The sequence below is a fragment of the Solibacillus isronensis genome (genome assembly GCF_023715405.1).
GTDB classification, from domain to species: Bacteria; Bacillota; Bacilli; order Bacillales_A; family Planococcaceae; genus Solibacillus; species Solibacillus isronensis_B.
In genome coordinates this window covers 1024582-1038382 of record NZ_JAMBOC010000001.1, presented here as the reverse complement: position 1 = coordinate 1038382, position 13801 = coordinate 1024582, and the positions used below count along the sequence as shown (strand labels likewise).

The 13801-nt window shown below is 35.1% G+C and carries 17 protein-coding genes; 9 read left to right on the top strand and 8 right to left on the bottom strand.

The window, feature by feature from the left end; translation table 11 throughout:
- The first annotated feature begins 87 nt into the window (after positions 1 to 87).
- On the top strand, positions 88 to 459 hold the full coding sequence (locus M3166_RS05290; protein ID WP_251688024.1) for a VOC family protein: 372 nt from the start codon (positions 88 to 90) through the stop codon (positions 457 to 459).
- A gap of 95 nt (positions 460 to 554) precedes the next feature.
- Here the strand turns inward: M3166_RS05290 and M3166_RS05285 are convergent, their stop codons facing one another.
- Entirely contained in the window at positions 555 to 1796 is a 1242-nt protein-coding gene (locus M3166_RS05285) for an erythromycin esterase family protein (protein WP_251688022.1), read from the bottom strand.
- A gap of 343 nt (positions 1797 to 2139) precedes the next feature.
- On the opposite strand from M3166_RS05285, the gene M3166_RS05280 reads away from it, so the two are divergent.
- Entirely contained in the window at positions 2140 to 2703 is a 564-nt protein-coding gene (locus M3166_RS05280) for a glutathione peroxidase (RefSeq protein ID WP_251688020.1), read from the top strand.
- A gap of 43 nt (positions 2704 to 2746) precedes the next feature.
- Here M3166_RS05280 and M3166_RS05275 read toward each other — a convergent pair whose 3' ends face one another.
- Positions 2747 to 3571, bottom strand: a complete 825-nt coding sequence (locus M3166_RS05275) for a Ku protein (protein WP_251688018.1) — start codon at positions 3569 to 3571, stop codon at positions 2747 to 2749.
- Between the two features lie 102 nt (positions 3572 to 3673).
- Between M3166_RS05275 and M3166_RS05270 the strand changes: the two genes are divergently transcribed.
- Positions 3674 to 5515 (top strand): DNA ligase D, encoded by a 1842-nt coding sequence (locus tag M3166_RS05270; RefSeq protein WP_251688016.1) that lies wholly within the window; start codon positions 3674 to 3676, stop codon positions 5513 to 5515.
- Positions 5516 to 5579: 64 nt separating this feature from the next.
- Here the strand turns inward: M3166_RS05270 and M3166_RS05265 are convergent, their stop codons facing one another.
- The 4 genes from M3166_RS05265 to M3166_RS05250 all read right to left on the bottom strand — a co-directional run bounded on the left by M3166_RS05265 (position 5580) and on the right by M3166_RS05250 (position 7563).
- Complete coding sequence (locus M3166_RS05265) at positions 5580 to 5735, bottom strand: uroporphyrinogen-III decarboxylase (RefSeq protein ID WP_251688014.1); 156 nt, start codon at positions 5733 to 5735, stop codon at positions 5580 to 5582.
- Positions 5736 to 5851: 116 nt separating this feature from the next.
- Positions 5852 to 6025, bottom strand: a complete 174-nt coding sequence (locus M3166_RS05260) for a hypothetical protein (RefSeq protein ID WP_251688012.1) — start codon at positions 6023 to 6025, stop codon at positions 5852 to 5854.
- Positions 6026 to 6146: 121 nt separating this feature from the next.
- Positions 6147 to 6482 carry a L,D-transpeptidase gene (locus tag M3166_RS05255; RefSeq protein WP_251688010.1) on the bottom strand — a complete coding sequence of 112 codons (336 nt, stop codon included), beginning with the start codon at positions 6480 to 6482 and terminating at the stop codon, positions 6147 to 6149.
- Between the two features lie 190 nt (positions 6483 to 6672).
- Positions 6673 to 7563, bottom strand: a complete 891-nt coding sequence (locus M3166_RS05250) for an AraC family transcriptional regulator (RefSeq protein WP_251688009.1) — start codon at positions 7561 to 7563, stop codon at positions 6673 to 6675.
- A gap of 210 nt (positions 7564 to 7773) precedes the next feature.
- Between M3166_RS05250 and M3166_RS05245 the strand changes: the two genes are divergently transcribed.
- Positions 7774 to 7938 (top strand): GNAT family N-acetyltransferase, encoded by a 165-nt coding sequence (locus M3166_RS05245; protein ID WP_251688007.1) that lies wholly within the window; start codon positions 7774 to 7776, stop codon positions 7936 to 7938.
- 672 nt (positions 7939 to 8610) lie between these two features.
- The gene (locus M3166_RS05240; protein ID WP_251688005.1) at positions 8611 to 9243 is read left to right on the top strand and encodes a DUF6944 family repetitive protein; all 633 of its coding nucleotides are present in this window, start codon (positions 8611 to 8613) and stop codon (positions 9241 to 9243) included.
- A gap of 37 nt (positions 9244 to 9280) precedes the next feature.
- On the opposite strand, the gene M3166_RS05235 is transcribed toward M3166_RS05240, so the two are convergent.
- Positions 9281 to 9448, bottom strand: coding sequence for a hypothetical protein (locus M3166_RS05235; protein ID WP_251688003.1), 168 nt, complete (start codon positions 9446 to 9448; stop codon positions 9281 to 9283).
- Between the two features lie 696 nt (positions 9449 to 10144).
- Between M3166_RS05235 and M3166_RS05230 the strand changes: the two genes are divergently transcribed.
- Positions 10145 to 10480 (top strand): STAS domain-containing protein, encoded by a 336-nt coding sequence (locus tag M3166_RS05230; protein ID WP_251688001.1) that lies wholly within the window; start codon positions 10145 to 10147, stop codon positions 10478 to 10480.
- Positions 10481 to 10935: 455 nt separating this feature from the next.
- On the opposite strand, the gene M3166_RS05225 is transcribed toward M3166_RS05230, so the two are convergent.
- Positions 10936 to 11814, bottom strand: coding sequence for a LysR family transcriptional regulator (locus M3166_RS05225; RefSeq protein WP_251687999.1), 879 nt, complete (start codon positions 11812 to 11814; stop codon positions 10936 to 10938).
- A gap of 95 nt (positions 11815 to 11909) precedes the next feature.
- Here M3166_RS05225 and M3166_RS05220 point away from each other — a divergent pair, with 95 nt between their 5' ends.
- From M3166_RS05220 to M3166_RS05210, 3 genes are all read left to right on the top strand, one after another.
- Entirely contained in the window at positions 11910 to 12569 is a 660-nt protein-coding gene (locus tag M3166_RS05220) for a YczE/YyaS/YitT family protein (RefSeq protein WP_251687997.1), read from the top strand.
- A 389-nt stretch (positions 12570 to 12958) separates the two neighbouring features.
- A complete protein-coding gene (locus tag M3166_RS05215) occupies positions 12959 to 13156 on the top strand; it encodes a hypothetical protein (RefSeq protein WP_251687995.1) in 198 nt (65 codons plus the stop codon).
- A 171-nt stretch (positions 13157 to 13327) separates the two neighbouring features.
- Entirely contained in the window at positions 13328 to 13753 is a 426-nt protein-coding gene (locus M3166_RS05210; protein ID WP_251687993.1) for an acyl-CoA thioesterase, read from the top strand.
- The last annotated feature ends 48 nt before the right edge of the window (positions 13754 to 13801 follow it).

The window sequence follows — 13801 nt, the reverse complement described above, 5'->3', positions numbered from 1 at the left end:
ACTAGTTAATTTAATAATCGGAAGGGAAAATGCAAGTAGAAATGGAAATCTTTTATGTAGCCGATAAAATAAAGGAGAGAAATCGCTTTGAGTAAATCATTTATTGAACAAGTACACTATATTCGAATTCCTGTAAAACATCTGGAATTATCTGCACATTGGTATAGAGATGTATTAGGATTCCAATTACTAAACAATAATCAGGAAAGAGCAATTTTAAAAATAAATGAAGGATCGTTCTTACTGATTTTAGTTCCTACTGAAGATGAAACATTTTCACATTTTACAATCGATAATAAACAAGAATTCAGTATTGGCTTTACCAGTCCCGAACTATTCAAATTTTATCAACACTTAATTGAAAATAAAGTTAAGGTAGAGGAGATAAAAGAAGATAATGGTCATGCCTTTTTCCATTTTTATGATCCAAATGGTAATAAACTTCAAGTTCACTGGTGACTTTAAATTATGCAATAAGTTAGATAGGTAAGAAGAAAACATAATTAGATATTTGAACCTAAAATAGCAAGCCATACGATAAACGTAGGCTTACTTTATAATGGCTTTAATGCTTTTGTCTGTTCAATATAAATAAAGGCATCGTACCTTGAACCAACGTTTGACGGAACATAATTCCCATACGCTTCATATTCAGGATGATAGACAACACCAATTGCACGATGGCCAATCCGATCATTGAATAATTTCCGATTCTCATCAGTAAAAATCAGTATTTTATCTTGTCCTCCAGCTGCGTGGAGCTGTCCTTCCCATGTGTTGAGTTTGGAAGAGGGAACTTGGATTATTTGCAAAGGATCTCCCCAGCTGTCAGCAGCGATGACCGTACCTTCATACGTCCCGAAGCCGATCGCAAAAGTATTGTCCATTCCATATTGTTCACGAATAAGTTGACCGACGTTGATCATCTGATCTTCTTTCATGCTTGTGGCGGATGCATCTCCGATATGTGTATTATGTTCCCAAATAATGATTTTTGCATCATCACCGTGATACTTCAATAATTCATTGATCGCTTCCACCATATGTGAATCGCGTGTATTCCAGGAGATTGCATCCTGCATCATTTCGCGGTAATAAGTTTCAGCATTTTTCGCGACAAGCGCATTCATCATGACATTTAAATCTTCCTCATGTTTATTCGAGTACTGTTCTTTGTTATTTCGCAGTGATTTCAGCAAATCTGTTACTTCACGGACACATTCATCCGTAAATTGAGCAGTGGATAGAGCATAGTGCTCAGGCATTCTGTTGTAAGGTTCGAAGCAGGAAAATGCTTTCTTTGCATGCTCAAAATCGGCTTTGTACTTAGGGTTTTCAGATAAAAATTGTATCACTTCATCCATCGATTCAAAGAGACTGTATAAATCAATCCCATAAAACCCGACTTTAGTGCTCAAAGTATTATTTATATTCTTTAGCCATTCTACAAATTGTTCTACTTCTTCATTTGCCCACATCCATTGCGGCCATCGATTAAAAGATTCCTTCAAAATTGCAGCGGCATTTACATCATCCTCTTCATAACCTTTTACATAGCGGTTCACTGCCTGTGCAGACGGCCAATCTCCTTCTACCGCAATAATATTGAATCCTTTTTGATTAATCAGCAGTTTCGTTAGCTCGGCGCGGACTGTGTAGAACTCCGAAGTACCATGTGAAGCTTCACCGATCATCACAATTTTGGCATTTCCAATCGATTTAACGATTTGATTTAAACTTTTTTCGTTAAAGGGAAGTGCATGCTCTTTTATTGCAGCTACCAGTTTTCTTGGCATGTTTTATTCGCTCCTTTCATACAACGTTATCTTTCCCGTGCTACTCATATGAATACCCTGCTGTGTGTAATTTACTCTGGAACTATGATGAAAAACCAATTTATTTTTAAATTATTATGTATAAAAGTAGATTTAAGCGGTGATACTTTTAGTGATGGTCGGTTAGCCATCGAATGATTTGGCGCATGATTCCTCGTGAATCTTATGCGCCTTTAATTTTGCTCATTTTTACATAATGTAGACAATCGCAATCTTTTTATAACTTTCGGGTTAGTAATTTTGTACTTTAGTGATTTTTATAATATGATAGTTTTATACTATATCTTGTAGGGAGAATGACTTAATGAGCATTTATAATTATTTAGTGAAAAAAACAAACGGTGAGATTCTTTCAATGGAAACTTATCGTAATCAAGTAATGTTGGTTGTGAATACGGCAAGCAATTGCGGATTTACATTCCAATATGAAGACATGCAAAAGTTATATGAACGCTATGCAGATAAAGGGTTCACAGTACTTTCATTTCCATGCAACCAATTTGGCGAACAGAATCCGGAAGACGGGGAAACGTCTGCAAGACAGTGCAAGCTTCAGTTCGGTGTTACATATCCAGTGTTTGATAAAATCGAAGTGAATGGTAATGAAACTCATCCACTATTCAACTATTTAAAACACGAAGTTGATTGTCCGGAATTTGTTCGTGAGACAATGCAGCAAAAACATTTATACAATACAATTCAAACGAATTATCCGGATTACTTAATCGGCCGCAATATTCGCTGGAATTTCACAAAGTTTCTAGTAGACCGTAACGGCCGTGTCATCCAACGTTTTGAGCCGGATGCTTCCTTCTTGGATATCGAAAAGGCGATTGAAGGGCTGTTGGAAACTGCTGCTGTAAAATAGAATATATATAAAGCCCATTTCTTTGTTGGAAATGGGCTTTATTCTAAGCATTTTTCTTCGTCCTTGTAGTTGTTGTACGTTTTCTCGTTTTCGGCTTCTTCGTTTTATCGAGTGAAGCTTGTAATGCGGACATTAAATCGGTCACATTATCAGGCAACGGTCGTCTTTCGTTTGCCACAACTGTACTTTCCGCTTTCTTTTCCTCTATCAGCTGCATAAGTGCTGTCCGGTAATCATCTGTGTATTTGGTCGGATCGAACTCGGTTGTCAATTCTTCAACAAGCATAAGGGCCGTGTCTAGTTCCTTTTGAACGACTGCTTCGACACTCGGTATATTCGGTACATCTCCGACATCTCGCACTTCATCCGGGAAATGAATGATTTCCATAACGAGCGTATTTTTGTAGACACGGACAATGGCCAATTGCTCTTTAGACCGAATCGTAATTTTAGCCACCCCAATTTTACCAGATTCCTCCAACGTTTTACGTAACAGTACATACGCTTTTCCACCTGTATTATCAGGGGATAAATAGTACGTTTTTTCAAAATAAATCGGGTCGATTTCTTCAAGCTTCACAAAATCTATAATCTCTACTGATTTATCCTCATTTTCTTTTCGCAAATTTTCCAAGTCCTCTTCATCCAAAACAACGAATTTGTTCTTTGTATACTCGTACGCCTTTACGATATCTTCATCTTTCACTTCTGCCTGACACCCTTCACAAACCTTTTTGTAGCTGATTGGTGTATGACATTCCTTATGGAGCTGCCGAAGTTTGACGTCTTTATTTTCAGTTGCCGCATGAAGTTTTACCGGAATATTCACTAAGCCAAAACTAATACTACCTTTCCAGACAGTATGCATGTTGTCACCTCATTTTTCCTTACTATGGGACTAAAAATTTAATTTATGTATCGTCTGCGAAAAAAAACAAAGGATAATTGAAAAACGAAAGTTGGCCAATATGTGAAACCAATGTTATTAACCGATGCACCTGAAATTCCGTTAGGTGATGATTGGTTATATGAAACTAAATATGACGGTTATCGTTCTGTTTTAATTTGGGGAAAAGGTAATCAATCACCATTACTGAAAAGCCGAAATGGAAACGTTTTAAATGAAAAATTCCCTGAAATTATTCGTTACTGTGAAAGTATTTATGACAAAATCGAAGCTTATTTACCGCTTACCTTTGACGGGGAAGTCGTTTACTTACTAAACGATTTTCAAAGTAAATTCTCGTTTGTGCAAAAGCGGGGCAAAATGACCAACCTAAAAAATATTGAATCGAACGCAAATACATTTCCATGCCATTATATTGTGTTTGATTTGCTGAAATTAAAAGGGAAAGATAAGGGAAATAGCCGGTTAACAACAAGAAAACAATTACTATCCGACTTTTTTGAACGTCTCAATTTACCTGGAACTGTTCAATATAGCGATTCAAGAAGACTCCAAATGATCGATGTATTTGAAAATCCGCATTTACTTTGGCAAAAAGTAAAGACCTATAATGGGGAAGGGATAATAGCAAAGAAGCGCAACAGCAAATGGCTGGAAGATACGAGAACGAAAAGCTGGCTGAAAATAAAAAACTGGAAGCACGTAAATGTCATTCTTAAAAAATTTGATCAGTCAAACGGTTTCTTAAATGGTGCAATATACAAAGAAGATAAGCTTATGGAGATTGTGTCGTTTAAGCATGGTTTATCTGAAGAAGAAAGCAAAACATTGGTCGCATTTTTTAAAACAAATGGTACGCTGGTGACGAAAAGTATATTTGAAATTCCTCCTTCAATTTGCGTAACCGTTGCTTGTATTGATTTTGACGGCAGTAAATTGAGAGAACCGCGCTTTCATTCTTTCCAGCATCATCTGGAAGCTTCAGATTGTAGCTGGCAGCAAATGCAAAGACAATTAAACCCGATTCCGGAAAATGTAACAGTCACAAATCCGGATAAACCGGTTTTTCCTGCAAGCAATATTACGAAGGATGATTATTTGTATTATTTGCAGACAGTTGCGCCGATAATGCTGCCTTTTCTGCAGGACCGGTTATTGACGGTCATCCGTTATCCTCACGGAGTTCCAGGAGAAAGCTTTTACCAGAAAAACTATACCGAAAATTTGCCGGATTATATTACGACGCAGTTAGTAGACGATACCCATTTCATTTTATGTAACAATATTGAATCACTTTTGTGGTTGGGCAATCAGCTCGCATTGGAATTGCATATTCCATTTCAGCCGGTCACTTCCAAGCAGCCGACTGAAATTGTATTTGATTTGGATCCACCGTCTGTTGATGACTTTGGATTGGCAGTAGATGCTGCACTGAAGTTCAAAACGATAATGGATTATTTTGAACTGACAAGCTTTGTTAAAACGTCAGGCGGAAAAGGTATGCAAATTTATATCCCATTGCCGCCTCACAAGTTCTCCTATGAAGAAACGGGTGTATTTACGGAGTTCATATGCAGATTCCTGGCACAGCAATATCCTGATTTCTTTACAGTCGAACGAATGAAGAAAAACAGAGGGAAAAGGCTGTATTTGGATTATGTCCAGCATAGGGAAGGAAAAACGATTATCGCACCATATTCAGCACGCGGCAATGATAAAGGACTAATCGCCACACCGTTGTTATGGGAAGAAGTAAACGAAAAATTAACGCCCGATTTTTTCACAATTCCAAATGTAATAAAGCGTTTAGAGAGCATAGGCAATCCATTTAGAGAGTTTAGGGAAGCAGGTGAGCGTCAGTCATTCCAAGCTGTTCTTGAGCAAATAAAAGGAAAGCAAGTGTAGTTGCAGTGCAAGCAGTCAACTTTAAAAAAAAGCCTTTCGCAAATTATGCGAAGGCTTTTGCATGTTAGGAAGGATTGATCACTATTGGAGCGTCCTCATGATGGGCTTGATGAGCCGGGGAGAGCTCATACGCAATCAGTGTTACATTTAATTTTTGCTCCAGTTGTTTAATTGCATCGAGTTTATTCATATCCAGTTCCGCAAATTTCGTATCTTTCACAAAAGCACATCCTTTACAGTTTAGCTTTAGTATGAAAAGTTAATTTATATTTATCCATATTGTATGTTATTGGTAAACAGGTGGAGACAAATAAAAAAGAGAGATAACATTATCTCTCAAGAATTAATAGCATTATAGTTTAATGGATGCAGAATATTTGTAAATACATCTTTTTTTACAATAAAGTATGTTTTTTTATTATATGTAACGACGACTTGCCCCGGTTTAACAAATACTTTGGCTGTTTTTAAATTAGCATATGGCGCACCCAATAATTTTGAAATGTTCATAATAATTACCCCTTTTTAAGTTTCTATTTTTGTTATTCCCAAAATAATAATAGTTTTAAACTATTTCAGATAGATTTATATTAAAAAATGCATCCAGTTACAAGTTAACATGAATACAAATCTACTTATGAATCAAAACTTTCGTACCAATGGGTGCTCTGGATGATAGTTCTAGAACATCGTGATTAAACATTCTAATACATCCATGTGAGCGATTCTTACCGATTGAAGCCGGATTATTCGTTCCGTGTATACCATAATGAGGCTTAGACAATCCCATCCAAAGCACTCCGAATGGTGCAGGAGGATTAAGTTGTTTATTGATAATCGTATAAGATCCGGAAGGTGTTGGGGTCAATATTTTTCCAACAGCAATCGGGTAAATTTTTATAAGATTATTGTTATTCATTAACTTTAATTGGTGTTTTGAAGTGGATATGTCTATCCATATCGCCATGAAGATCAACTCCATTGTTAAAATATAGTATGAAGCAATATAGATAACGATTAATTAGAAGGAACCAAATATTTCAACCTTTTTCCTTGGTGAATACAAAAAAAGACCTGAGCGACCACTCAAGTCCAAAAATGACCACTTATTATAAAATATGTTTTTAACTACAAATTATTACACTTTCAACACTTTATTATTGTGACTTAACTACCGGAATATAAATATCACAAATTTTCCCTTCATCAAGCATACAACGGTCATCGTACAATTCAAAATCATTACAACCTGGTGCGTATTCGTAACCAGACTTATGGAACCATTCATTAAAAATAAAATTCCATGTGCCTTGAATAGCAGCTACAAAGTTTGTGGCATCAGAAGGAGGTGTTGAAAAAACAGCATAAGTTGCGGGAGGTACTTCACGAACATGGTATTCACCAGCAATTTCAGCACCGTCTTTTGGTTCGACCCCGATTACATATTCAAATTCTCCGGTTGTCGGGTCTTCCGGAAAGCATACACCGTATTCATCGTGTTTTTTAATAAAATTTTCCGAATGAAGTTGTTCCATTCTTCCGCCACTCATATAGTCGTCCCAAAAAGCCGGGATGGCAGTTGAGTTTTCTCCGCCAGTTGAAGTCGTTTTAATGGCATAACCCGCAAGTTTAATAGCAGGTAGTGTAACAAATTTAGGTTCCATAACAATTCCTCCGATAAAGTATTTGTACGTGCAGGAAAGGCTTGGCGGAAACGGACGATTACTGTGCGCATGTAAACGGTAAGTTCCTGGTGAACAGCCGTAAAATCGCCGAAAAGCTTTACTGAATCCAGAGTGAGTTTCAAACCCGTATTCTATTGAAATATCGAGAATTCGCTTGCCCGATGAAAGTTCATGTGCAGCAAACGCAAGGCGGCGGTTCCGGACATAGTTCATCACCGAATATCCGGTACCCCATTGGAATACTCGACTGAAATGCCAAGTTGAATAGCCAGCTTGTGCAGCCAAAATATCCGGACTAATGTTTTCAGTGATATTCTCGTCAATAAACTCTAAAATTATCTGTAAAGTTTCTCTTGTGTCCATTTAAATTCCCCCAGCTGTAAAGTAATTCGTACAGTAAAATCAGTATACCAAAGCGCTGGTGGAAAACTGTTCCAAAATTGCTGTATTTGGAAATTAAATTAAAAAAAGCATTATTGTATTTAAAATTGTATTAAATCAAACACTTCAAGATTTACCGTAATTAATAGAGAATATAGGTGCACTCCTCTAAAAATCCTGTAGATTCGTTATTTGGCATATCTATATGCTATTGTAGTGCATGCCAATATGGGCTCTGCACGGATACTTGAAAAGAACGGGTATGAATCAGAAGGACGATTAAAAGACCACTATTTTATAGAGGATAAGTATTATGATGCATTACTATTCGGCAAAATTACTAACCTGGAAACTTAGAGTTCATGTACAGATACAATGAAGAGGTTTATTGACGATAATATTAAATGGTATTCAGTCCCTTCATATTCCATTATAGGGCACAATTCTTGAATAGAAATTGTGCCTTCTTCAGCCAATGACCAGATTGTTGAACAACATTCTTAAGATGTAATATCCAGCGTTTCGCAAGGTATAGACCGTCACCCATACATGACATATTTAAGACCATTGTTGAGGCAACGGTCGTCTTTTTTATTTTCGTTATTCTTTTATCCTTAAATCGGGCCAGATGATGGGATTGCCAAAGGAAGCTAAATATAGTCAGTTTGGGGAGGAATAAGAAACCTAAATAAATTAAATTATGATCTATTTATCTAATTTTTAAGGTGTTCTAAATTTCTTTTCAGATGATCTTTAACAATTCCCTTCAAACCTTCGTCTTGGAATTCCTCAATTAAGAGAGGTTCAACGGTTTTAATTACATCTTCACTAAATGTTTTATGAACTACTTATGATCAGTAAGAAATACATATATCATTATAAAGGTCCATCTAACCCATTAAAAAAATCATATAGTGGAGTATGTATTTAAAGTGAATAGGGATGTATGCCCTATCAAAATAATAAAGGAACTCATCACGAGCTATTTAGCGATGTGCCTATCTAATGAATAGTAGGTGGAGAGAAATAATGAACTCTTTTGAATCAAATCACCGTAATATTTCTGGAAAACAAAATAACTCTTTAAATAAATGGGATAACATGATTTATCCCGATAAACGTAATAAACAGAGTAACTCAAATAAAATTGATAAAAATAACTCAAATATTACTGCCATTGCAGGAAATTGGATTGTAGCAATTGGGTCATTACTATCTGCAATAGCGAGTACACCCTCAAATATTTTTACTCAACAAACACTAACCGATTTTAATTTAATTGGGAATATTTTAGAAGCTGGAGGAAGTGCGGTCGTATCAGAGACCGAGGACGCCTTATTAAATAAAGTTGGCGATCAACTTCAAGCTATAGGCAATTTAGCTACTGTAGCAGGAATACTGTCTAAAAATGAGCAATCAGGTCAACTTTTAGAAAAGCAGGGTAGCCTTCTTCAAGTAGTAGGGTTAGGAATCGTCATTAATACTGAAGGAAAATTAACTCTTTTAGAAACAATATCTAATACCGGTAATATCATTCAATTAATTGGGACTGTGATAGAGGTTTTTGCGGATACTGATACAAAAGAAGGAGAAGTAATGAATGCGGTCGGTGCTTGGATACAAGTGGTGGGAGCTGTTATTACAGCATTGGCTACCGAATAAGATGAATGTTTATATAACATTATCCAATTAATATGGCTTACTTCAGTCTACGAGAGTTCGAACCATTTACTTGCTTTTTAAGTTTTTCTATTTCGCTGGTTAAATAATCTATCTGTTTCTGCATATCTTGATTACCGTTTTTACTTGTATCATTTTGATTATTTTGTTCTTGCCTTTCTGCTTCTAATGCAAGTACTGCTGCCATAGTTGCAATAGTATCTCCTAAAGTAGTTATGGCTGCACCAACAATTGCTAGCTCGGCAGCCTGAATTGCTAATTGGTTTTGATATCTTGACTTTTATTTTTATTTTTCATGAAAATGCCTCCACTAAAATCTCTATTACAACGTATGCTACCAAAGATAATCATATGTAGGTAGGGATGACAAAAGGAGTTGTGACTAAAATTAAAACAGTTAAACCTGTTAAAAACGGAACACTAAAATCAAAAAAACATGATGTAGAGAATTTGTTATTGTTTTTTTACTTATTCAATTGAAGATAATGATATTCAACAATCGGGGGTTTTTCTTGAATAAGATCCCTTTTCTTATGATGATTTTGGAAGGGATATTTCTAGAAACGTAAAATAGCATCTATTAAATCAAAAAAAATAAATTAAAGCCCGCAATTTGTAAAAAGGTTATGGGCTTTTTTGCATTGCATAGAATAGTCAGAGAATGCATTACACGGTATAGTTTAGGTATATGTAGTTACCATTATTTAAGCAGTAATATTAGTACAGGCTCTTTTCTATAAGAGATTTTTGCATAAATTCCTACGTATTTCAATGCAAAAATGGTTGGGTTTTGACGAAGGACTCCGCATTTTTATTCTGAATAAAAATGTTTTAATAGTTCTTAAGGCGGGCAAGTATAATTAGGAATTAAGGAGGGAAAGAAATGAATTTAAGATTACAAAAGCGGGAAATTGAAAATTTAATACATGGATTTATTGAAGGTGAAATCGATAGTCATACAGCACCAATATTAAAAGATGAACTAGATTTAATTGTTTTGTCAGACGGCTTGATTATAGAATTAGATCTTTCAAAAGTAACTTATATGGATAGTAGTGGTCTTGGTTTACTTGTTGCCTTCTATAAGAAAGTAATTAAAGGAAATACTTCCCTAAAATTGATAAATCCATCTGAAAGAATGACAAGAATGTTTAATATCACTGGCCTTAGTCAGTTTGTGGATATTGAAATAAGAAAAGTCACTAGTGTAGGCGTGTAATTACTCATGTCCAGATCTTATAAAAGCTGCTTTAGTAACGTTTCAGCGATTTGCATAAAATCCCGTATAAACAATATTCTAATATAAAATCGATAAACGCTGCTACAACAACGTTTACCGATTTTTGTTATGCCCACAAACTTTTATTCAGGAACGATTGGTTTATTATGTATGCTTTAAAAGTCTTTGCCGATATAACGCATCATCTTAGATAAAAAGAAATTAACTTTTGTAATTCTAATCTTTTTAACCATTTTCCAATGTCATCCTCTTGAAATCCTCTGAAAAATCTAGTCGAATGGGAGTAATCAACTCAATGTAGTTACCATCTAGATCATTAAAATAGATTGCGGTGGTGGCGTGAGAACTGTTAGCTAATGTTCTTCAAAGCCTAATGATGTGCGAATAGCAATTCCTTTTTCATTCAACCAACTCTTAGCTAAAGGATCTCCTTTTTAATTACTTGATTTAAATAAAGCAATAAAATTCCTGCAAATAGGGGAGAATGTCGCTTCTTGCTTATAAAATAATTTCGGTTGAATCGCAATTTCTAATTCAGGTAAATCAACAAAATAAATTCCATCCACATACCCTAGTTGAATTTTAGGTAATATACTGATTCCTACTTCTTTAGCGACTAAATACTGGGCAATCGTAATATCTTTACATTTAGCAACAATATTTAAGGAAATGTTCTTTTCTTTGAGATAAAATATAATATTTTCTAACATCGAATACCCTTCCATAGCTTCTAACGAAATAAACGGGAACTTCATTAAGTTTTGTATCGATACCACATCTAGATCAATCTCATTGGACCATTTCTTTGGTACAGCCAATGCAAAAGGACTAGGTGTTAAGGAGAATTCTTCATACTGTTCACTATTTTCCGGTGCTAAAATAACAGCTATATCTATTTCATTATTAAATAACATTTGTTCTATTTTTTCGGAATCCCCTTTGAAAATTTGTAATTCTACTTTAGGGTAGCTTTGAGAAAATTGCCGTATGACATCTCCTATTAAATGTATACAGCTTGAAGAAACCCCTACACGTAATTGACCCACTTCCCCTTGCATCATATAATCCATTTTCACGTCAAACATTGCCATTTGATTAAGCATATGAGTTGCATGATTATATAGCATTTCTCCAGCTTCAGTAATCTCCCATTTTTGACGATATCGCTTAATTAATGGTGTACCGTAGCGTGTTTCAATTTGTTTTAATAACATACTTAATGGTGGCTGTGCCATATGTAATACTTCGGCAGCCTTTGAAATGCTTCCCTGATCAACTATTTCTTTAAAATAGCGTAATTGACGTAAATCCAATTAACCACCTCATATATAAAATATATATCTTTATTATTTATTATATATTTTTCAGTTAATATTTCAAGGAGTATACTATTTGTAGGAGGGGAAATATGAATCATACAATCACAATTACAAAAAGAATTAGCATTTACATAATTGGTTTATTTCTACTTTCACTTGGTGCTACATTTTCAATTTTGGCAGGTATCGGTGTTTCTCCTGTAACCTCTTTACCTTATGCATTTGCTTTAATTACACCTTTGTCAGTTGGTATTACAACCGTATTAGCTAATTTTGTTTTTATAGTTTTACAAGCAATAATATTAAAAAAAATACGTTGGAAGAATTTTTTCATACAATTAATTATTTCCTTTTTATTCGGTTTTTTTATGGATTTCACGATTTGGTTAACAAAAGGCTTACCTGAAGCAACTTCAATTGTTCTTATTATTGTGTATTTAGCAATAAGCTTAATAATTGTTGCCTTAGCTTTACTGTTATATTTCACAGCGAATTTACCGACGATGCCATATGATTCACTTACGCATGTCATTGCGAACACTTGGAAAATGCCATTCAGTAAAGCAAAAATTACAAGTGACATGCTAAATGTCGTACTTTCACTTGTGATTTGTTTACTATTTATTCAATCATTTGGCGCTATTGGTATAGGTACGTTCATTGCTGCCTATGGTATTGGGAAAATAGTTGGTGTTTTGCTTCACAAACTTCAACCCTCATTAAAACAATGGGTGTTTAAAAACAACTAAATTTATTCAAGTAAATACGATTGCTGCTGCTAATAAATCTTTTTTACTTTGATAATAAAAATAAGCCGGGGAATTTCCCTGGCTTTTACTTGTTTATACCCAAAACCTTTTTGAGTAACCTACTTCTAACTGTCATTACAAACCCCAATCCAACAATCAGATTTTACACTGATGCTTGAATCTTATAAAAAGACAATTAGTTGTGCATAACAATCCAGGAATATAATGAAAATATGGGTTTATAAAGAGTTGGATGGGTAATTACTATTTATTAGTAGTCAAAATATAGAGCCTTTACGAAGGGATTAAGATTCGAAAATATTACAACCTGTTAGTATGTTACATGTATATTTTTACGTAGTTAAGCGTTATAGAAAAGGAGTCATCCTATGAGAGAAATAAATAAATCAGCATCTGCTAAATTCCTATCTCTTTTAAAACAGGCAATAAGCATGAATAAAAGGCCATTTCCTTGGGTAAAAGCCTTTTGTGCAGGGATAGCTGCATCTTTACCAGTCTTTATTGGATTGATGTTTGGCAATTTTGAATATGGATTGATAGCTGGGATGGGGGGGGACCCCAATTAATAAAGTTTAATAATATATTATTTGGATAGTTAATTTATTTATACAAATTCATAATATTATCGTATTCTAAAATTTCCACTTAATGACTTAACCTGTTTAAAATAGAATATTGATTCAGAACCCTTACAACTCAAGCCTTTTAGCGCTATAATACCTCTAGAGGTGAAGAGAATGTATATTTCAGAAACAACAGTAGAAGTGCGCTATGCCGAGACAGATCAGATGGGTGTCGTTTATCATGCCAATTATCTCGTTTGGTGCGAAATCGGGCGTACGCAAATTGTGAAGGATTTAGGATTTAACTATGCGAAGCTTGAAGAAGACGGCTATTTGTCGCCTGTTATGGATTTTTCGATTCAATATAAAGCGGCGATGCGCTATGGTCAAACGGCTACAGTTCGCACATGGATTGAAGAACATACGAAGCTGCGCACTACATACGGCTATGAAATTCTGCATGAAGACGGTACCGTTGCAGTAACGGCGAAGTCTCAGCATATTTTAGTGAAAAAGGAAAACTTCCGTCCGGTCGCATTGAAGAAGATTGATGCTGCTTGGGATGCCAAATATGCGGAAGTTGCGAAAATTCAAAGTTAATCGACATGTCCTGTTAAATTGATAACAGGGCATTTTTTCTTTAACGAA